This window comes from Tenacibaculum sp. 190524A02b (genome assembly GCF_964036645.1).
Classification (GTDB): domain Bacteria; phylum Bacteroidota; class Bacteroidia; order Flavobacteriales; family Flavobacteriaceae; genus Polaribacter; species Polaribacter vairaonense.
In genome coordinates this window covers 102,470-122,841 of record NZ_OZ038525.1, presented here as the reverse complement: position 1 = coordinate 122,841, position 20,372 = coordinate 102,470, and the positions used below count along the sequence as shown (strand labels likewise).

Below are 20,372 nucleotides of genomic sequence, written 5' to 3'. Positions count from 1 at the left end.
TAGGAAACATTAGTTAGCGTATTTAATTCCGCTACTACGCTTATACAAAGCATTAATTCTATGAAAATAAAAATTCAACTATTACTTTATTTTTTAACATCATTAATTTGTAATGCTCAAGCTAATAATGTTTTTAAAGACTTTAAAAAGTGTAATTGTTATTTAATAAAGGACTCCATTTCTTTAATTGATAACCTTAGAAATTTCACTTTAAAATTGCCTAAAAAATGGAAGGGTAAATTTGAGGGTGATAATAATAATTTACATATCTATAAAACACCTAAATCTTCCATATTCAGATTAAAGGGAAACTCAGCTTATGATGTCCAAGGTGACGAGATTGAAATCAAAAAGAAAGATCCTAGCTTTGTAGGAATAGATTATATAGAAAACCAAGAAATTGTAATTTTAAATCCCCTGAAGGGAATGTATAAAGAGAAATTACTTCATAAGTATACATTTCATTTTGAAACTAAAGATAATCCTTGGGTTTGGATGTTTTACTTAGTTGCTGACAGAAAACCAACTAAAAAAGATGTTTGTGAACTTAAATATATCATAAAACAATATATACTAAACTTAAAAATTAACTAAATAAATGGTTGTAAAACATTACTTATGAATTTTATGGCTTGATAAAACTAAACACAACAACTCCTTAGCTGAAACTAGTGTAACCAATCAAGAAAAGCTGTAACAATTTTAAAATCAATTTGTCCTTTGATTATAAAAATTAATTAATCAAAATAATGAACAGATTTATTATTCTCATTTTTTCTGTAACCATTCTAGGATGTAACTCCACAAAAAAACAAGAGGCACAATCCTTTAAAAAGTATACCACAACTATAGACTCACTAATGCAATACAGTTTTGAAAAAGGTATTTTTAATGGTAATATTTTAGTTACTAGAAATGACTCATTAGTATATCAAAAATCGTTTGGTTACACAGATGGTACAGTGAAAAACAAACTCACTAAAGAATCTATTTTTAATCCAGGTTCAATTGCTAAAGAGTTTGTTGCAGTTTCTATATTGATGTTAGTAGAAAAAGGCGAGTTAAGTTTAAACGACAACTTATCGAAATTTGATTTAGGACTCCCAGATTGGTCAACAAAAGTAACTATTAAACACCTACTAAACTATGTTGCTGGGCTTCCTCAAATTGATTATGCCAATGTAAAAAATGATGACGATATTTTAGAGGATTTACAACAATTACCTGGTTTATTATTTGAACCAGGAACCAATTATAATTATAACAACAATAGTATTTTTCTTCAAAAAATAATTATTGAAAGCGTTACAAAAAACACGTTTAAAGCATTTGTAAACAAATACATTACCACTCCTTTAAAAATGAACCACTCTGCTTTTGATATAGATTTTGATTATCCAAATAGAACACGAAGCTTTAATGTTCATAAAGAAAACGCTAGAGAATTTTACCCAAGCACAGGTTGGTTATGGGTAACAATTGATGATTTAAACAAATGGATAACAGCCTTACGTCACAATACATTAATTACAGACGCATCATTTAAAACAATTTCTGTGAATCAATTTTTCCAAGAAAAAGGTTCTATTTTAGGTTCTTATGATGCTAAAAAGGCACTGCATCTTCATGGTGGACAATCTTATCAATTTGAAGCTGCTTTTATGAGTGAATTAAAGGACGACTTGAGTATTTTATTAATGTCTAACAATAAAAATCAATCCTTTAATATTATTAAATCTGTGCATAATATCATGAAAGGAAAATTGTTTAGTTTACCTAAAAAATCTATTTACAGACAAATTCGTAGAACCTGTCATAAAAATGTTAATGAAGGTGTTAAGCTCTACCATAAACTAAAACAAAATGATTATGAGCTTTATAATTTTGATGATCCAAATGCACTCAATAGTTTAGGTTATGATTTATTATCGAAAAAAAAGATAAACGAAAGTATAATCATATTTAAATTAGCCGTTTCAGAATTTCCAAAAGATGCTAATTTATATGACAGTTTAGGCGAAGCGTATTGTACCCAAAAACAATACAGTATAGCTTTAGAAAATTATAAAAAATCATTAGAGTTAAATGCTAAAAATACCAATGCTGAAAAAATGATTAAAAAAATAAAAGCTTTAGCTAAATAATTTAATTGAAAGTTCACTACTTTTAATTCCCATACTAACCCATATAGTTGGAGCGTTACCCACAATTAAAAATTAATTAAGTGAAAAAAAAGAATTTAATAGTATTTGATATTGATGGAACTTTAACTGATAGTGTGAAGATTCATCAAAAAGCTTTTACTGAAATGTTATACAAAATTGGTGTGAGTAGAATAAATTCTGAATTCAAAACTTTCAAACATCACACTGATTCTTTTATTGCAAAAGAAATATACGAAACTGATAAAGGTGATGTTTTTTCAAAATCAAAAATAATTGAATTCGAACAAGGGTTGACTGAAAAAATTTCGGCAGAAAAAATAGAAGAAATAAAAGGAGCTCAAGAGTTAATTAATACTATAGAAAAAAACACAGAATTTGGAATTTGCTTTGCTACAGGTTCACTTTTAAGACCTGCAAAACACAAACTAAATTCTATAAAGATTGATTATAACGAAGAGTTATTAATTGCATCAGACGAAATCTATAGTAGAGAAGAGATCGTTTTAACCGCAATCCATAGAGCAAAAGAGTTTTACAACGTTGAAAAATTTGATAGAATTATTTCTGTTGGAGATGGATTATGGGACTTATTAACTGCTAAAAATCTAAATTTAGAATTTATTGGTATTGGATTGAAAAACAAAAAAGTATTAATTGATAATGGAGCCGAATTAGTTCTTAATGATTTAAGAGAATTTGAAATAAAATAAAACGTGTAAATTTAACTTAGTAATAAACCGAAATACAACACTTATTCTCTACCCTACATATCTTATACTAAATGAGAACTTATCCTGAAAATAGTAAAGAACTTGAAAAAAAACACAATTTTAGCTTTCCTGTAAGTGAGCAAAAATTAGAAAGCATTCGTAGTAATATAATCTTACGTCATGATATTGCGTTTTTATTTTTAAAATCAAGAATCTTAAATTCTCTAAAAAAACAAGGTCTATTTGAAAATGAACTATTACTTGATTCATTTTTAGATAAAAAAATTAATACTAATGACAGACTTAGAATTTACAATACAATAAAAAATCAACTCCCGCTTCCAGTTAAAGAGCATGAGAAATTGGCATTGTATTACTTACTTCTGTTAGGCTGCTTTCTTTTCCCATGGATTACCTACTTAGTCATTGCTTCTAAAGAAGAAATCTATATGCTCTTCTCATTTGCTTATCCCAAACTCTTTGTGGTTCTTTTTTTAATTGGAGTGTTAATTGTTACAGGTTTTGATTACCTATTTGGTCATTATTTAAAAAATGAGAAACCTCCTATTGACACAAGTACCTTAACAGTTAGAGAGTTCATTTGTAATCTAATAGGTAAAAACAGAGCAGATATTAAAGACAAGTTTGAAATCATTTTTAAGGATGACCTTGAGAATTTAAAGTAATAAACAATACTACAACAAAGTACTTAAAATCATAAAAACTTCTCCTCAGCAATTCATATGCACAGCGTTGTAGCTAATTTCAAAAAAATGGTATTTCCTTTACTTAACATATCAACTAAAAAATGGAATTCAGAAGACATAAACAACTATATAATTTTCGATAAATTTATTTATACCGACAAAGAATCAATATTTAATGAGTTGTATAAAAACAAATTATTCATTGACTGTAATGGCCAAATTTTTAAAGCAATTAGGAAAGAGGAATTGACTGACAAATGGCGAAATTGGTTACGGTTCATCCCTAATATATGGAAATGTGAAATTCATTTCAAAACAACTGGTGAAAATTGGACTGTTAATCAGTTGAGAAATTATTTACTTGAGCGTATCTCTGACTTAAAACCTACAAAGCATACTGAAAAATGGAAATCTGATTTGATGAATGCCAAAAATTATACTGAGTTGATTTATGGAAAATAAAAACCTAAGTTCCTATACTTTTAACATATTTAGTGACTATAGACAGTATTTGCTAGTAGCATTAATGAGAATAACAAAAACAGATTTAATCCTATTAAAGACTTATTATACATTGAAAATAATACTATTAAAAAAGAAAAGGCTGCTCATTTTTGAAAAAACTAACCTCTATATTTACCTACAAAACAAATGAGCGATTATAAAAAAGAGATTTTAAATAAAATTTGTTACACTGAACTTGTTTATAATAGAATAAATAAAAAATTAAGCTTAGCGCTTTCAAAACAGGAAATTGAGACTTTAGTTTCTACAATTCTATTAGAAACTGACGAATCTTATTTTGTTAAAAAAGGCAAAAATATTTATATCACAAATAATGAAAAGAATATAAGGTTAACCGTTAATTCTTATACCAATAGAGTAATTACTGCCGACAAGCTACCCTTAATCATCTCGAAATAATTAATGAAACCTAAAACCATATTAATCTTAGATTTAGATGGTGTACTTATTACTACACCACCATGGAAGGCTGATGTAATACATACAGATGGTTATTCACAATTTAACATTAATTGCGTAACTAACCTTAATAAACTCTTAACTCTAAAAACATTCGATATTTGGTTAAGTTCTACTCGTAGAACTACAAAAACATTAACTGAATTTAATCAGATTTTTATTAATAGAGGAATTATTCAACCCATCAAAGGTTTTCTTCCTGTATATAAAAACTGTACATCTAGAAAAGATGAAATCATCAACTTTATAAATGATTTTAACCTTAATGATTTTTTAATTATTGATGATGATAAGTCCTTAAATGCTATTCCTTATAAAAATCAATTAGTGCTAACACAATTCTTAAAAGGTTTCAATAATGAAGCGCTTTCTGAAGCTATAAAAAAATCCAGGCTATAAAAATAACCTGGACTACAATTGCAAAAATTAAACAGAAAGATTTATTAATTACTCTTTCTAAAATTATAATACATGGTTACGTAATGATTCAAATTGTAACTTCCTAAATTAAAATCATTATATAAATACCAACCATTACTACTACCACTCCATCCTAAGTTAAAGTGTAAATATACTTGGTCATTTTCTTCTTTAGCTGCATAATAACGTAAAAAACCATCAACTACCCATAAATGCCCTACTCTTCTACCATTGTTGTAATCTTTTCCTGAAATTACCATTGGGTTTCCTTCTTTTAATTCATTATAAATCTCATCAATTTCCATGGTATTTAATCTCTTAGATTTTAATTGCTCATCAAAACCTAACCTTTCTCTTACGTCCTTTTTTAACATGTCACTTGAATAGGATACTGATCCGTTACAGGTATATTTCATATCCATAATATCTGCTACTTCCTTTATTAGTTTTCCTACTTCATTTCCATTTTTAGTTCCTAAGTCTGCATCAGTGTATTCATAGTTTAAAGCTGTATAATCATACGCGTCCATAGACTTATAATAATTTACTACTTGTGCTAAACACGTAGCTACACATCCTGTATATGCTCTACCACAAGGTAAACTAGCATTGGTATCACAGCCAACTTCTTCCTTGGTTGGTGCATAACTATTATACACACATCTTTGTCCCCATCTTGTTAAAGTTAATTGTCTTACAAACTCTGTTTCTTTTCTTTGTTGCTTTGAAACTAATTTTGAACTTGTGAATGCTCCAATATTTGCTACTTTTTGATTAAAAGAAGTAATTTCTTTTGACGCTACAACTTCCTTATCTTTTCGGATGAAATCAATTTTATTAGCATATCCTTTCATCCAAAATTTTAATTGCTCAGAAGCATTTTCAAAGTCAAACTTCTCATCACCAAAAGCTAACACAGGTTCTAACCTTTTATCTCCAGAAACAATGACAAAAGATTTTCCTTTTTTCTCATTTACAATATGAAAATACGGATCGTGATTCACATCTTTAACAGAAGTTACTTCTAACTCTTTTTCTGCAACAACATTTTTACCTTCTTCTTTTAACATTTTTAAAGCTATTTCTTTTGCTAAAGCTTCTTTTACCACGTACTTTTTTTCTTGTGATAGAGCTAACTTATCCGTATCTTGATTATTACAAGAAGTTAGCAAAATAATTGCGATAAAAGTCTTTGTAAGTTGGACTAATTTTTTTTTCATTTTTAGGGTTATTTTTGATTATTTATTGATTTTTGCACAAATGTATCTTTTCCTTTTACTTAAAAAAAAACGCTTATTAACATTTTACAAAAAGATGACAATTGGTTAAAAACTATAACAAAACAACGTTACTTTCTTAACAAAAAAGAAACCTAAAACCCCAATGTTTATCTAAAAAAAAAAGCAACACCCTAATAAAAACCTCCTAAAACACATTCAAACAAATGTTTACATACCAAATTAAAAGCTTACCTAATGAAGACATTTCTATTTTAGTGAAATTAGACAATCACTCTTGGAATTATTTATGTGAATGTGGTGATGCCAGTTTACTTACTGTAAAAGAAATACAAAATTGTAATGCTATTTTTATTAGCCATACACATATTGATCATTTTGTGAATTTTGATGCTATCATTCGTCATCAAATAGGTATTCAAAGAAGTGTTGTTATTTGTGGCCCTAAAAATATAGCACAACAAATTCAGGCTAGGTTGCAAAGTTATACTTGGAATTTAATTGAAGAAAATGCCATTACCTATGAAATTAGAGAATTAACTTCTACTAATACAATTACTAAATATGAATTGAAGCCTCCATTTTGGCAACTAGAGCAACTTTCTACTGAAGCTAGTAATTTGTTATTTAAAACAAAGGCTTTTGAAGTTAGTGGTATATTATTAGATCATAAAACACCAACACTTGCCTATAGGTTTAAAGAGAACAATACGGTAAAAATAGACATCCAATCTAGTGGTTTTAAAGGTGGAAAATGGGTAAAAGAATTAAAAGATGCTTTTACATCTAATACCGACCCTACCATAACTATTGAGTCACAAAGTTATCAGGCTAAAGAATTGTTTCATTTATTACAAGTTCAAGAAGGTGACAGTTTAGGTATTATTATGGATCATGCTGCACATAGTGAAAACCATTTAAAAATTAAAAAACATTTTTATCACTGTAACCAAGTGCTTATTGAGTCTTTTTATAAAAATGAAGACAAAGAGTTTGCCAAAATAAACTTCCATAGTTACGCTAAAAAATCAGCAGAAATTATGCGTTTATCTAAGGTTAAACAAGCTACTCCTGTACATTTTTCAAGAAAGTATCAAGAAACCGACATCGTTGAAATTATTCAACAATTTAATAATGAACTTAAAACTAGTTAAGTAGGCACTTTTAACTTCATTACTTTTTATTTAGATGATAATGATGCTTTAATGAAGAACTAAAACCACTTTATATCTTTCAAAACTAAAAAACAACTAATTATCCTAATTTTTTCGACTAATATTTCATAAAAAAACGAAGCACTTTGGTGCTTCGTTTTATGTAGTAAGTCTAGCAATAAAAAGAAAATTACTTTCTAGTATATTTTAGTAAATAATTTCCTTGTTTTAAAATCATTTCTTGTGCGTTCAAGGTTTGTATTTCATACGAATATTCTCCTATTGATGAACTTCCGTTTCCTATACTTTCTTCAGTTAGTATTAGCGTAGCACCGTTCAATCTCCATTTTTTATATAGCAGCGTTGCCATATTATCTGAACGTGCCGATCCGTCTTTAAACAACGTAAAATGGAGTTCAGATTTGGAAGTATCTAACCACGAACCTATCAATAGTTCTTTATAGGAATTTGAACTTTCCTTCTGATGAGTCGTATTACTAACTTTATCCTTACTTTTTAATTTACAAGCTTCTAATAAAGTTAAGCTACAAACTAGGGCGCCAACAAAAACTAACTTTTTTCTATTTCTTTTTATAATGTTCATCCTTTTTAGTTTACTTCTTGTAACAATACCTCAACAGCCTTTTTTAACTGTGCATCTTCTCCTCTATTTTTCCATCCTGGAGCATTCTTTACCAAATAGTCAGGCGTAGCTGGTGCTTCATTCTCCATATTACCTCCTGTTTTCTTTACAAACCAAGCTCTAAATGGCATTCTTATAAAACCGTTTTGTAAACCTCTTCCTCCTGTTGATATTACTGCTCCAAAGGTTGGCTGTCCAACTAATTTCCCTAAGCCTAAATTTTTAAATGCATGTGAAAATATTTCAGCATTTGAATAGCTATTTTCATTACATAAAGCTACTAATGGTTTTGTGTTTACTGATAGAATAGCTCGTTCATTAAACGGATAGTTTTTAGTAAAACTTTGGTGACTTTTTAAACTTTTAGCGGCTCCTCTTGGTATGGTATACGCGTGTTGTTTTACGTTTAACACTGCCATTAATCTATCAGTAGTCCAACCACCTCCATTATAACGTACATCAATTACAATTCCTTTTTTACCGTATCCGCTAGCTTTTAACTCACGTTCAAAACGCTCAAAACTTTGCATTCCCATTGCTTTGATATGGATGTACCCTAATTGTCCGTTTGAAAACTTATCTACCAATACTTTACGTGATGTTATCCATGCTTCATACTGTAAATCTTTTAAACTATTTTGTGTTCTTATAATTACTTCTTTACCACTACTTAATGTTAGTAAAACTTCTTGATTTTTAGTGTTCTTAAGTACACTGTAAAAATTGGTTGTTTCACTTATAGTTTTGTCATTTACACTGGTAATGATATCTCCTACTTTTAATTTACTTTTAGATTTATCTGCTACTGAATTTTCTAACACATAGGTTACTTTTGCTCCTTTGGTTGTATTTTCTACTTCTAAACCTAATAAGCCTATTTGGTTATCCTTTACTTTTTCAGGATTTCCTGAATAATATCCCATGTGGCTAGCATTTAACTGTCCTAATAACAAATTAAACATATATCCATAATCTTGTTGTGTAGTGGCTGCCAATACCCAAGGTTTGTATTTTTTCACCAAAGCTTTCCAGTTATACCCATGGAATTCAGGATCGTAAAAACCTTCTGTTAAAGCACTAATTCCTTCTTGAAATACTTGTTCTCTTTGTTTTTGGGTAGTAACAGTATAGGTTGCTGTATGTGGTAATCTAGTTACTTTATCTGATTTGGCATTCATTTCTTTTAGATTCCCCATAGCGGTAAAGTAAACTTTCCCCTTAGCTTCCGAAAAGCTTCCAGCGCCATTAGACCCTTTTACTTCTTTGGGCTTGGTTCCATCCCATTTTACTTTATATAAGTTTCTTTTTTTAGTAGCAGGATTGGTAGCTGAAAAGTAAATAGATTTACTATCTGGACTAAAAGTTACGCTATATTCATTATCAGATAATGCCGTTACCTGCACCAATCTATCGTAAATCTTAGCTTCATCTATGGTTACCTTTACTTCTTTTTTCTTTTTCTTCTTTTTGTCTTTCTTTTTCTTATCCTTTTTTTCTTCTTTTTGGTAATAATCACCTTCTTCGTGATCTAATTTTGTTTTTTCCCAATCTTCTTTTTGCAACCATACCATCCATACATCATAATTGATTCCATTACGGTTAGATAAGAAAGCTAACTTTTTTCCGTCTGCACTCCAAACTGGACTCATATCACTTCTTGGATGCATACTTACATTCATTTTTTGATTTTTATTGGCTACAGATTGAATATAAATTTCACTATCAAAATTTAAGTCTTCTTGTGAATAAGCAATGTATTTACTATCTGGACTCCAAGATAAATCTTCTGTAGCTGCCCAATCATTAGCATATTCTTGCGCATTTTTTAATTTCCCTTCTTCAATATCAGCAATCATTAAGGTTCCTCTTCCTACTTGGTAGGCTATTTTTTTTCGGCTTGGAGCTATTAGAATTTTTTCTACATCCTTCTTACTGGTTGTTAACTTTTCTATCGTTACTTTTAAACTTCTATGCAAACCTACTAAGGTATCTTTTGAAAAGGCTTTGTAGATCTCAAATTGCCCATCTCTATCAGAAACAAACAACACCGTTTTATCATCTATCCATTGTGGATTTTTATCTCTAAAATTATGCTTACTAATATTATTAGAACGTTTCTTTTCTTTATCGTTTTGTTTTACAAAAATATCTCCATGTATTTCTAAAGCAACTTGCTTTCCATTAGGTGATATAGCATAATTGGTAATACCATTTCTTACTGTTTTAGTTTCTTCTGTGTTAAAACGATTATCAGACGCAATGTTTAAGGTTAATTTTTTAGCCGTTCCGTTTTTTAACAGATAGGTATCAATACCTGCGGTATACACAATAACTCCGTTAGTACTTACTGAAAAGTAACGGATTCCATCCTTTGTTTGCTTAGTTAACTGCGTTGCACTACCTGTTGCTTTTCCTGTAGGTGTAATGTTTTGTTTGTAAATATTATAACGTCCGCTTTTAGCACCTATATAATATAAATTTCCTTGTCCATCCCACATTGGTGAATGGTCGTTTTTTAAACTAGTGGTTATTTGATGGTATTGTTTGGTTTGTGTATTGTATATCCAAACATCTCTTTGCGCAGCTCCTTCATAATCTTCACGTGCTGTACGACAAGCTCCTTTTACATAGGCTATTAATTTTCCATTAGGTGATACACTAGCCATGCTTCCATAAGCAGTTAATAAACGATTAGGGGTACTTCCATTTTCATCTACACTATATATTTGTGCATCCCATTCTGGTCCTTTAAAAACTCTATTAGTTGTAAAAGTAATACTTGCCTTATTCCAGCTAGTAGGAATGTTATCTGTAGGATAGTAGGTTAATTGTTTAGGCATACCTCCTGTTACCGGAATGGTAAATACATTGGTATTTCCTTCTCTGTTAGAGGCAAAGGCTAATTGTTTGCCATTAGTTTTCCATACAGGGTTGCTATCATAGCCTTCGTGAATGGTGAGTCTATTGGCTTGTTGTGTATTGAATTGATAAATCCATATATCTCCATAATAACTAAAAGCCATTTGGGTAGCATCTGGACTTATTTGGGGTTGACGAATGAATGTGGTTTGTGCTTGTAAAAAGGAACTAAGCAAAGTTACCACAAGTAATAGTTGTTTGTTGAACATGTAACTTTTGAATTTATGTTACTAAAGTACCCTATTAACTTATTATTCTATAATATTTAGCAATATCTTAACATTTTTTTAGGGTATCTACAACAAAAAGTATTCATGTTTTATTGCTAGATTATAAGACTTAAGATTATTTTCTTTTTTGAATTTTAAATTATCTTGAGCTACTTTATCTAAATTAGAGTAGAACTTGAAAGTTTAAAAATTACTTTCTTACTTACTTAAAAAATATCTATAAAAACTGTCTTTTTAGAGACTCTCTTTTGTTTAAAATCTTTTATATTTGGAAAAAAAATTATAATCATTATGAAAAAAAATCACTTGTTATTCTCTTTTTTATTTATTATATTATCTTCTTTTGGTCAAATTATTAATATCCCTGATACTAATTTTAAAAATGCTTTAATTGCAGCTGGGGTTGATACAAATGAAGATGGTGAAATAGAAGAAGACGAGGCACTAGCTGTTTCTGATTTAGAACTATCTAATAAGAATATTTCTGATTTAGAGGGTATTCAGTTTTTTACAAATTTATTAGATTTAAACTGTGCAACAAACCAAATAAAAGTTATTGATTTAACAACTTTGTCTAATTTAACAAAAGTTAATTTCAGTAATAACCTACTAACAACAATTAATTTAACAGGAATTTTTAGTTTAGAAAATATTGATTTACATAACAACCAATTAAGCTCAATTAATCTTTCTAATTTTAGCAATTTAAAATTTTTAGACTTATCATCTAATCAAGTGGTAAGCTTAAACGTTAGCAATTTAAATTCTTTGAAAACTTTAAATATTTCTTATTGTAATTCATTAGAAAACCTTAATACTGAAAATACTAATTCTTTAGAAACTATAAATTTAACTAATTCGGGTTCTTTAACTGAATTAGTATGTAATTCTCAAAAATTATCTTCAGTAATTTTAAAAGGAGCCTTTTCTTTAGAGTTTTTAAATCTTAGTACTACTAATAAACTAACTAACATTGATTTATCTGGGTTATTTAATTTAAAATCTTTAAACTTATCATATACTCCAATAACAAGTTTAAATATTAATAGTTTATATTCATTAGAAACAGTAAATTTATCTGGTTGTAGTGTACTAGAAAGTATAAATACTGAAAACTCTAACTCAATAACAAAAATAAATTTGACTAATTCGAGTTCTTTAACTGAATTAGTATATAATTCTAAAAAATTATCTTCGGTAATTTTAGATGGAGCTTCTTCTTTAGAGAATTTAAATCTTAGTGCTTCCAACAAACTAACTAACATAGATGTTTCTGAATTAGTTAATTTAAAATCTTTAAACTTATCATATACTCCAATAACAAGTCTTGATATTAGTAACTTGAGCAATATTGAAACATTAACTCTTACAAATTGTACTCAATTAACAAACTTAAATACAAGTAATGCCAACTCGTTAAGAGCTATAAATTTAAATAACGCCTCCTCTTTAGGTAATCTAGTATGTAATTCTAAAAAGTTAACTTCAATAGCCTTAGCAAAAACCCCTTCATTAGAAAAAATTAACCTTAGTGCTACTAATCAATTAACTAATATTGATTTATCACAATCACTAAATCTAAAATATCTAGATTTATCTTCAAATCCCATAATAAATCTTAATCTCGATTTTTTTGGGTATAGTGATTCTAGCAAATTGGAGACTCTTAACCTAGTAAATTGTACTAATTTAACAAAACTAGATTTACCAATTACTTCTAACCTTAAAAAGGTTAATCTATTAAACTCATCATCTCTTAAAGAGTTATTTATAAAGTCAGATAAATTAAACTCAGTTAATCTTATTGGAATGTCTAGTTTAATAAAATTATATATAGGAGGTAAAGGAAATGATGAAACTATTTCCTCATTAGATTTAAGTAACTTAATAGCTCTTAAAAATTTAAGTATTGGACCTTGTCATAATCTTGAATCATTAAATTTGAATGGAAATATAAATTTAGAGACTATAGATTTTTCCTTTGATGTAAATCCTCATAGTTTGAAAACTGTAGATTTAAGTAATTTAAATAATTTGAAACGTTTTACTTGTATAACTGGAGGCGACTTATCTTCTATTAACCTAATAGGTTCTAAAAATTTAGAAACTTTTGAAGTTTGGGATATTAATTTACTTTCTATTGATTTCTCTGGCTTTGGTAATCTAAAAAATGTTTCAATTGGTTCAAGTAATTTACAATCTATAAACCTTTCAGGTGCTAACAATATTGAACAGTTAAGTTTATATGACAATAATTTAAGTTCTTTAGATTTAAATCATTTAACAAAATTAGACGTTCTTGGAGTTGAAAAAAATCAATTAGAAACATTACTAATTAAGAATGGAGTAAATGAATCTTCCATAAGCTTAGATGATAACCCAAATTTAAAATACATCTGCGCTGATAATTCACAAATCACCGAAATTCAATCATTAATTAATTCCATAGGTATAAATACAACTGTAGATAGTAATTGTTCTAGTACGGCAAGTTTATTAGACTATAGTAAAAATATTGAATTAGACTTATACCCTAATCCTGCTAAAAATAATATTGAAATTAATGTAAATAAAAATATCAAATCAATTACAATATATAGTTTGTTAGGTGAAAAAATTTATCAAAAAGTTATTACCGATAATAAAAACAAAACTGATTTTGATATTTCTAATTTATCTCCAGGAATTTATTTAATAGAAATAGAAACTAATTTTGGTAGTGGAGTACGTAAGATTATCAAAGAGTAAATATAGAACCGAACCCCATAGATTACATTAAAATTACGCTAAGTCTTGAAGAATTTAGTAAACACAATCTTCAGACTTTGGTCTGCGGTCAGTTTAAAGATTTAGTTATTGCCAGTAGGTTTTATTGTTGGTATTCACTATAAGTTATTCGCTTTTTATTTCCGATAGTGTCTATTTTTATTTTTCCGTATTTAAATTCGGTCGAGTCTATTTCAATATTATTTGGTAAACTATAGCTGACATCAAAGGAGTAATCAGGAAGAAATCCGTCATAAGTGTAATAATAAGAAATACTATCTGCATTCTTTTGTAATCTTGGAAACCATTTAATTTTGGCTAACAATTCGTATTCTTTGTAAGTCAAATTATCAGCTTTTGTTCCATAAGCAAGTCCATTAGCTGGTTTAATTTTCATTGCCAATTCATTTCTTAACCTACCATTTAGTATTCTATTCTGGTAGATTTTTTTTGAATAGTTAAAATACTGAAAAGAAGAGATTGAAATAGTCAATAAACTAGATATTATGATTCTATTTCTTATACTAGTATTTAGTTTTCTGAAGAATCTAATAGCTATTTTAATTCCAATTATAGACAGTAAAGAAACTCCAAGTATCTTTAAGAATTCAATTGGTCTGACCCAATTATTAAATTTCAATTCAATAAAATCAGTCCAATAAGCTAATAATCCTGTCAGAATTATCAGGTTTATTAAAATTATTATTAAATATTTAATGGATTTTTTTTTCATTTTCTCAAACAACAATATAATAGTAATTACTATTACATCCTTTATACACTACAAATCTACTAGATTTCCCACTCATTAAAAACCACAAAACACTTGAACATCATTCTTTTTAAGTCATTACTCTTGATAATATTGTAGTTATATAATTTTCATAACAAGTATATACTATTATTCTATTTACATTTTCTTACAGTTTTACTAGTAGCTATAGAGATAAACTATAAACAAACTTTTTATCACTAAAAAAAGGCTACACAACCCCATAAATATCTTAAATTTTGGCTAAACTTTCATGGCTTTAATCAACACCATCTTCAAACTTTGGTCTACGAACAGTCAGAAGACTTAGTTATTTTATTGGCTGTAGCACTTTATATTTGTTTTTCATACATTTTAATGACTTTCAAAATGTTTTCGTTTTTTTTCATATCGTTATTATTAATAAATTCATTCAAATTAGAGTTTTCTTTAGTGAATTTTCTCATTTTTTTCCGATAACTATTAAAAAGTCCAATACTAAACTGTTTTCCATTTTCGTCAAAAAGTTCTTCAACAGTATTTTCCGTATGATTATAAGAATCGTAATAATAATGCTTATACCAACGAACTTTATTTGAATAGATTAATTCAACTATATGATTTTTAAATTCCTTTATTTTAATAAATTTTCTATTTTTTCCTTTGAAATCTGTAAAAGTAAGTTCAGATATTTCTTTAGACTTTATTTTTGTTTTTTCTCCAACTGAATTATAGAATATTACTTTTCCATTAAAGCTCGAAGGATATATTAATTGTTTATCAAAAAGATTCGTTTTTACTTTCATTTCTCCTTTTAAAGTGTCTTTATTTTTCAAGATAATCTCAACAGGAATTGTCTTTTGAGAATACGTTAAAAGACTTAAAAAGCAGAATATTCCTAAAAATATGTTTTTTTTCATTGTATTTTTATATTAAAGGTAACATTGTATATACTTATTACGCAAATATCCATTACCCCTACAAATCTACTAGATTTCCAACTAATTAAAAACCACAAAACAATGGAGTAGAAATCAAACCCACATTAACTTTAGCCATTGTTATGGCATAGTTTTTAATATTCTTTTTCATTAATCTTTCTATAATTAAAAGATTCAGAAAACCAACCTAAAGATTTGGCATCTTCCATTATTTCTTTTTCTTCTTGTTTACTAAATTTATTTGCTAACTCAAAATTACTATACTTTAACCCTTTAAAATCATCGTGGTATGCAATGATTATAAAATCAGTTCTTAAATATTCGGTATGAACAGCAAAACTATCTATTGCTAAAATTAGAACATTATCAAGTGTTTCTCCTTGTAAGTCTCTTGGATATTTTGCAAATATAAAGCCGAAATCTGAAACATCTGTAAATGCTCTTGCAAAATGCTTTTCATAACCTATTTTATACTTTTTATAGAAAGCAAAAAAATTTTCAGATATAATTCGTCTTTCAAATCTATTCAAAGACATTAATTTTTCTGCTAATACTTTAAGTTCTTTTCTATATCCAATTTCGTTTTGTATAAACTTATCTATGAAGAAGCTCTGTTGGTCTTTCTCCTTTTTTTTGAGAAATATTGGGTCAGAAATAAAGTTTTTCCAAGTTCCATCTATGTCAAAAAATAAACCATCATAACTGTCATCTGTAATTTTTTTAGGATAACTGTTAGAATTATTTACATAAGAAGCTAATAAATCCAATTCACTACCTGAAATATAAATATGCTTTTCACTTTTAGGTTGTGTTTTAGTTATTCTTTCTGTAAATTTTTCGTGAGTATCTTTATCATATTCATCATCACTACAGAAAAGCATAATCACAGATTTACTACTCAATAATTTTTCTCTTGCGGATAAGTAATTTGTCAAATCCTTAACAGTATTCATTTCATTGGTAATTGCAAACCAAGCTGTTCCATCCATAATGGTTACATGTTTTCCAGATTTAGTATAGCTTGATGGATGGTAAAACTTTAAACCTTTTCCAAGATTAACAATTATTCTGAAAACTTTTGAATAGCGGCTTTTATCAAATAATTCTATCTCCTTTTTAGGATGTTTAATAAAAACATTTTTGTTTCCAAATAATTTTTTTTCAGCTCCTTGAATTTGTTTTAAAGCTTTCTCAATTGTATTATTAAAGTATCTGTTATAGTTGTCTTTGAAGTCATAATTTTTTACTGAAATTATTATTAACGTATCTCTAAAGGTTATTAATAAGTCACAGATTTCTTTTTTATCTCCTTTTTCATCTTTCGGACTTGGGTAACACCAATACTCAAGAAAAATATTATTTGCGATTGTATTTACAAAATTTTCTCCTTCATTTCCTTTTGGGTTACTGTCCATTTTTTTACGTGTGATAAATTATGCCTAACGGGAGTCTGTGCAGAAACTCCTATCTCTTAATGTTTTTACTAATACTCAAATATAGACTAAAAGCGTAAGTTTAAAAACTATATTTTTTTTAATTGTATCGCTTCCAAAATGAAAGAACAATGTGCAAAAAGCTAAAAACCCGTTTACTTCCTCATAAAACACAATATATAGTTCTTTCAACCTACTTTTTAGCGTTTCTATTCCTAAAATAGACACAAGCCTTCTAGGATTATAACAAATCATTAAAGTATTTAGCCTGATACCATTAAACTTCAGTGTTTTTCGTACCGAATTCATAAACATAGACATGATAAACTAGCTTTTTACAAAGTAAAAATTAGACTAAACATATAATCCTCGAGTATTATTCGATTCATAAGACACTTTAATGTACGGTCTCTATTATTTATAAAAATGAATCATGGGAAAGTATTAGCGAACCAACTGCAAGTATCAGCGAACCGAATGTAAACATCAGCGAACCGACTGCAAGTATCAGCGAACTGACTGCAAACATCAGCGAACCAACTGCAAACATCAGCGAACTGACTGCAAGTGTCAGCGAACCGACTGCAAACATTAGCGAACCGACTGCAAACATCAGCGAACTGACAGCAAACATCAGCGAACCGACTGCAAGCATCAGCGAACCGACTGCAAACATCAGCGAACCGACTGTAAGCATCAGCGAACTCACCTATAATCTCTCACAAAAAACACCCCAGTAAAAACCTAATTTTTCAATAACTTAAACCAAACAAAAAACTAGGCGTATTGCCTAGTTTTTGTTTATAAAGTATATGTATTACAACTTAATTTCTGTCATTAAATTTTATATAATCTTCTTCATCTAAGATTAAAAACTCTCTTACATCTGGTAAATAAACCATTTGCGCCGCACAAACCGTAGCACAACCACCAGCATCTAAACATTTTTTAGCTAATTTTCCGCACTTCCATGCAGATGAACACGTTTTTGTCCAATTTTGACTTCCCGTTCCTCCCATTTCACAAGAAACCTTATATTCATCTTTAGCAAAAGTTTTTCCTTTTACAGCCTCTTTACTTTCTGCTAAATATATAGGAAAAGGAAACTCCCTTTCTTCTGATTGTAAAAACTCTATAAGTCCGTTTGCTTTATCATAAGAATAACTAATATAAACTACATTACCCTCTGGTACTTTTAAATTCATAGCTGCAATTTTTTCAAAAAAATCACTGATAGCTAGCTGCTCTCCTTTAATTTCATTTATTGGTGAGGTATCATCAGACTGACATGATGATAAAAACAAACTGCTTACAAGCAATGTAAAAACAAAAATTCTTTTCATAATTTAAATATTGATTTGTTCAACATCAAAACTACTTTTTATAACAGCATACTACAATTAGTAATAGCCCTAAAAAACAACTAAGGGTTTCTAGGTAACCTATAAGGGTTTTCCCTTAAGCAATTAATAAGTGAGGCATTCAATTTATTACAATAAAGTCATTTGTTGGTTGGTTTCTTCATTGGGGATTTTTAAGTTTAACTCCAATGTTTTATTTAAGTTCCTTATAAAATGTGCTGCTAATAAAGGAGATTCTATCTCTAAATTTTGATGTACAAAAAAGTGAATATTCTGTAATCCAGCTTCTGTCCATTCTTGTAAACGATTCACCCAAGCATCTAGTCGGTTATAATCTGAAGGATGATTAGCGCCTACATAACGTATAAATGCTTCATTATTGGTTAAACGCATGTGCACCATATCTCTCCTACCCGCAGTATCTACCAATACATTAGCTATATTGTGTTCTTGCAATACATGAGTATATTCGTCAAAAACGGTTTTATCTTCATACCAATCGGGATGACGTACTTCAATGGCTAATGGCACTTCTTTTGGCCAGCTTTTAGCAAAATTCTTAACTCGTTCAAAGTTTTTAGGGCCAAAATTAGCATGTAGTTGTAAAAATATAGTTCCTAACTTCTCTTCCAACTGTAAAGCACAATCTAAATAATAATTAACAGCTTCTTGTACGCCTTCCAATCGTTTCCAATGGCTAATTTCCTGTGTCAGCTTTGGAAAGAATTTAAAATTACTAGGTGTTTTGTGTTTCCATTTGGCAAATTGTTCTGCAGGAAACTGTCTATAAAATGTAGCGTTTAGCTCTATGCAATTAAACTCTTTTGAATAATAGGCTAGTTCATCTTTAGTACCTCTAGGATAAAACCCTTTTAAATCGGCTTTATTCCATTTTGCACAGCCCACAAAAGCATTTACGTTGGTGGGTTTCTCATATGTTTCTAATAACCTAATCGTATCTTTATGTGTATTCGGTAAGGTAAAATCTACTAACTCTGGTTGTGCTACTTTTCCAAACTTCATTTACTTGTCTATTAATTCCGTTCTATAATCATTCATTGAGGTGTCATCTTTAAATCTTGCATGTTCAAAACCTTGTTGCCACCATTTGGTCATTAATTTTTTATCAAAAATCAAAGAGTTGGTAGTTAAAACCGTTGGCGTATAATAAAGATTTAACTTTACATCGTGATGTTTTGCTGATAGCTTTCCAATGGTAACATTATGTTTTTCTACATGCTCTAACATAAACCCAAAAACATCTAGCATTAATGAAAATGGATTTTTAGCTGGCATTCTGTTTATTTGATTGACCTCTGTTTCTAAAATAACTGCATCTACTTCTTTTGCCCCTCTTAAAATAGCTTCACGTATAGGTATTAAACATCCAAAACCTCCATCAGCATATTGACAATGATTTTTTTCTAATAAACTCATAAAAGGAACATAATTACATGATCCCCAAATCCAATCACAAAAATCATCATAACTACACTCAGAAATAGATTTGTATTCTATTTTATTGGCTGTTAAATTAGAAACGGTTACCACTACTTCTTTTCCTGCTGCTCTTATTTCATCGTACATTTTAAGGGTAACGTTCTTTTTAATTAAGCGTCGTAAATTTTTACTTTCTCCAAACGTTTTTCTTCCATTTAAAAAGTTCCAAAAGGTATTTCTATGTCTAATAGATACTACTTTCTCTCCGTGTACCTTTCTTATTTTAAAAGGACTATTGCTAAAAATGGCATGCTGGTTAACATTGGTATATAACTCTTTTAACGCTTCCACTTTTTTTAATGCTAAATGTGAAACCATTAAACTTCCAGTAGAAGTTCCTAAAAACAAATCGTAGTCTTTTTGTTTTTCATTCATCAAATATTCAGTAACACCGCCTGCAAAAGCACCTTTGCTACCGCCTCCTGATATAACCAATGCTCTTTTCATGGA

The 20,372-nt window shown here is 28.8% G+C and carries 19 protein-coding genes; 9 read left to right on the top strand and 10 right to left on the bottom strand.

Annotation, left to right across the window (positions count from 1 at the left end; genetic code table 11):
• Window positions 1-60 precede the first annotated feature (60 nt).
• The 7 genes from ABNT65_RS00520 to ABNT65_RS00490 all read left to right on the top strand — a co-directional run bounded on the left by ABNT65_RS00520 (window position 61) and on the right by ABNT65_RS00490 (window position 4,965).
• Window positions 61-594, top strand: a complete 534-nt coding sequence (locus ABNT65_RS00520) for a hypothetical protein (protein WP_348746852.1) — start codon at window positions 61-63, stop codon at window positions 592-594.
• Between the two features lie 155 nt (window positions 595-749).
• On the top strand, window positions 750-2,144 hold the full coding sequence (locus ABNT65_RS00515; protein ID WP_348746851.1) for a serine hydrolase: 1,395 nt from the start codon (window positions 750-752) through the stop codon (window positions 2,142-2,144).
• Between the two features lie 80 nt (window positions 2,145-2,224).
• Entirely contained in the window at window positions 2,225-2,875 is a 651-nt protein-coding gene (locus ABNT65_RS00510; RefSeq protein ID WP_348746850.1) for an HAD family hydrolase, read from the top strand.
• A 71-nt stretch (window positions 2,876-2,946) separates the two neighbouring features.
• Window positions 2,947-3,561 (top strand): hypothetical protein, encoded by a 615-nt coding sequence (locus ABNT65_RS00505; RefSeq protein WP_348746849.1) that lies wholly within the window; start codon window positions 2,947-2,949, stop codon window positions 3,559-3,561.
• Between the two features lie 57 nt (window positions 3,562-3,618).
• On the top strand, window positions 3,619-4,044 hold the full coding sequence (locus ABNT65_RS00500; RefSeq protein WP_348746848.1) for a hypothetical protein: 426 nt from the start codon (window positions 3,619-3,621) through the stop codon (window positions 4,042-4,044).
• 189 nt (window positions 4,045-4,233) lie between these two features.
• A complete protein-coding gene (locus ABNT65_RS00495; protein ID WP_348746847.1) occupies window positions 4,234-4,506 on the top strand; it encodes a DUF3781 domain-containing protein in 273 nt (90 codons plus the stop codon).
• A 3-nt stretch (window positions 4,507-4,509) separates the two neighbouring features.
• Window positions 4,510-4,965 carry an HAD domain-containing protein gene (locus tag ABNT65_RS00490; protein WP_348746846.1) on the top strand — a complete coding sequence of 152 codons (456 nt, stop codon included), beginning with the start codon at window positions 4,510-4,512 and terminating at the stop codon, window positions 4,963-4,965.
• A gap of 44 nt (window positions 4,966-5,009) precedes the next feature.
• Here ABNT65_RS00490 and ABNT65_RS00485 read toward each other — a convergent pair whose 3' ends face one another.
• On the bottom strand, window positions 5,010-6,206 hold the full coding sequence (locus tag ABNT65_RS00485) for a C10 family peptidase (RefSeq protein WP_348746845.1): 1,197 nt from the start codon (window positions 6,204-6,206) through the stop codon (window positions 5,010-5,012).
• Between the two features lie 224 nt (window positions 6,207-6,430).
• On the opposite strand from ABNT65_RS00485, the gene ABNT65_RS00480 reads away from it, so the two are divergent.
• Complete coding sequence (locus tag ABNT65_RS00480; protein WP_348746844.1) at window positions 6,431-7,378, top strand: peptidase; 948 nt, start codon at window positions 6,431-6,433, stop codon at window positions 7,376-7,378.
• Window positions 7,379-7,568: 190 nt separating this feature from the next.
• On the opposite strand, the gene ABNT65_RS00475 is transcribed toward ABNT65_RS00480, so the two are convergent.
• Both ABNT65_RS00475 and ABNT65_RS00470 read right to left on the bottom strand, forming a co-directional pair.
• Complete coding sequence (locus tag ABNT65_RS00475) at window positions 7,569-7,982, bottom strand: lipocalin family protein (protein WP_348746843.1); 414 nt, start codon at window positions 7,980-7,982, stop codon at window positions 7,569-7,571.
• Window positions 7,983-7,987: 5 nt separating this feature from the next.
• The gene (locus ABNT65_RS00470; protein WP_348746842.1) at window positions 7,988-11,149 is read right to left on the bottom strand and encodes a S41 family peptidase; all 3,162 of its coding nucleotides are present in this window, start codon (window positions 11,147-11,149) and stop codon (window positions 7,988-7,990) included.
• Between the two features lie 312 nt (window positions 11,150-11,461).
• Here ABNT65_RS00470 and ABNT65_RS00465 point away from each other — a divergent pair, with 312 nt between their 5' ends.
• Entirely contained in the window at window positions 11,462-13,918 is a 2,457-nt protein-coding gene (locus ABNT65_RS00465) for a T9SS type A sorting domain-containing protein (protein WP_348746841.1), read from the top strand.
• 121 nt (window positions 13,919-14,039) lie between these two features.
• Here the strand turns inward: ABNT65_RS00465 and ABNT65_RS00460 are convergent, their stop codons facing one another.
• From ABNT65_RS00460 to ABNT65_RS00430, 7 genes are all read right to left on the bottom strand, one after another.
• On the bottom strand, window positions 14,040-14,669 hold the full coding sequence (locus ABNT65_RS00460; protein WP_348746840.1) for a hypothetical protein: 630 nt from the start codon (window positions 14,667-14,669) through the stop codon (window positions 14,040-14,042).
• Between the two features lie 371 nt (window positions 14,670-15,040).
• Window positions 15,041-15,607 (bottom strand): hypothetical protein, encoded by a 567-nt coding sequence (locus ABNT65_RS00455; protein WP_348737140.1) that lies wholly within the window; start codon window positions 15,605-15,607, stop codon window positions 15,041-15,043.
• A gap of 155 nt (window positions 15,608-15,762) precedes the next feature.
• Entirely contained in the window at window positions 15,763-17,043 is a 1,281-nt protein-coding gene (locus tag ABNT65_RS00450) for a hypothetical protein (protein WP_348746839.1), read from the bottom strand.
• 436 nt (window positions 17,044-17,479) lie between these two features.
• Complete coding sequence (locus ABNT65_RS00445) at window positions 17,480-17,737, bottom strand: hypothetical protein (RefSeq protein ID WP_348746838.1); 258 nt, start codon at window positions 17,735-17,737, stop codon at window positions 17,480-17,482.
• A 148-nt stretch (window positions 17,738-17,885) separates the two neighbouring features.
• Window positions 17,886-18,404, bottom strand: a complete 519-nt coding sequence (locus ABNT65_RS00440) for a hypothetical protein (protein WP_348746837.1) — start codon at window positions 18,402-18,404, stop codon at window positions 17,886-17,888.
• Between the two features lie 147 nt (window positions 18,405-18,551).
• A complete protein-coding gene (locus tag ABNT65_RS00435) occupies window positions 18,552-19,445 on the bottom strand; it encodes a DUF72 domain-containing protein (protein ID WP_348746836.1) in 894 nt (297 codons plus the stop codon).
• Entirely contained in the window at window positions 19,446-20,369 is a 924-nt protein-coding gene (locus ABNT65_RS00430; protein ID WP_348702497.1) for a patatin-like phospholipase family protein, read from the bottom strand.
• Window positions 20,370-20,372 lie beyond the last annotated feature (3 nt).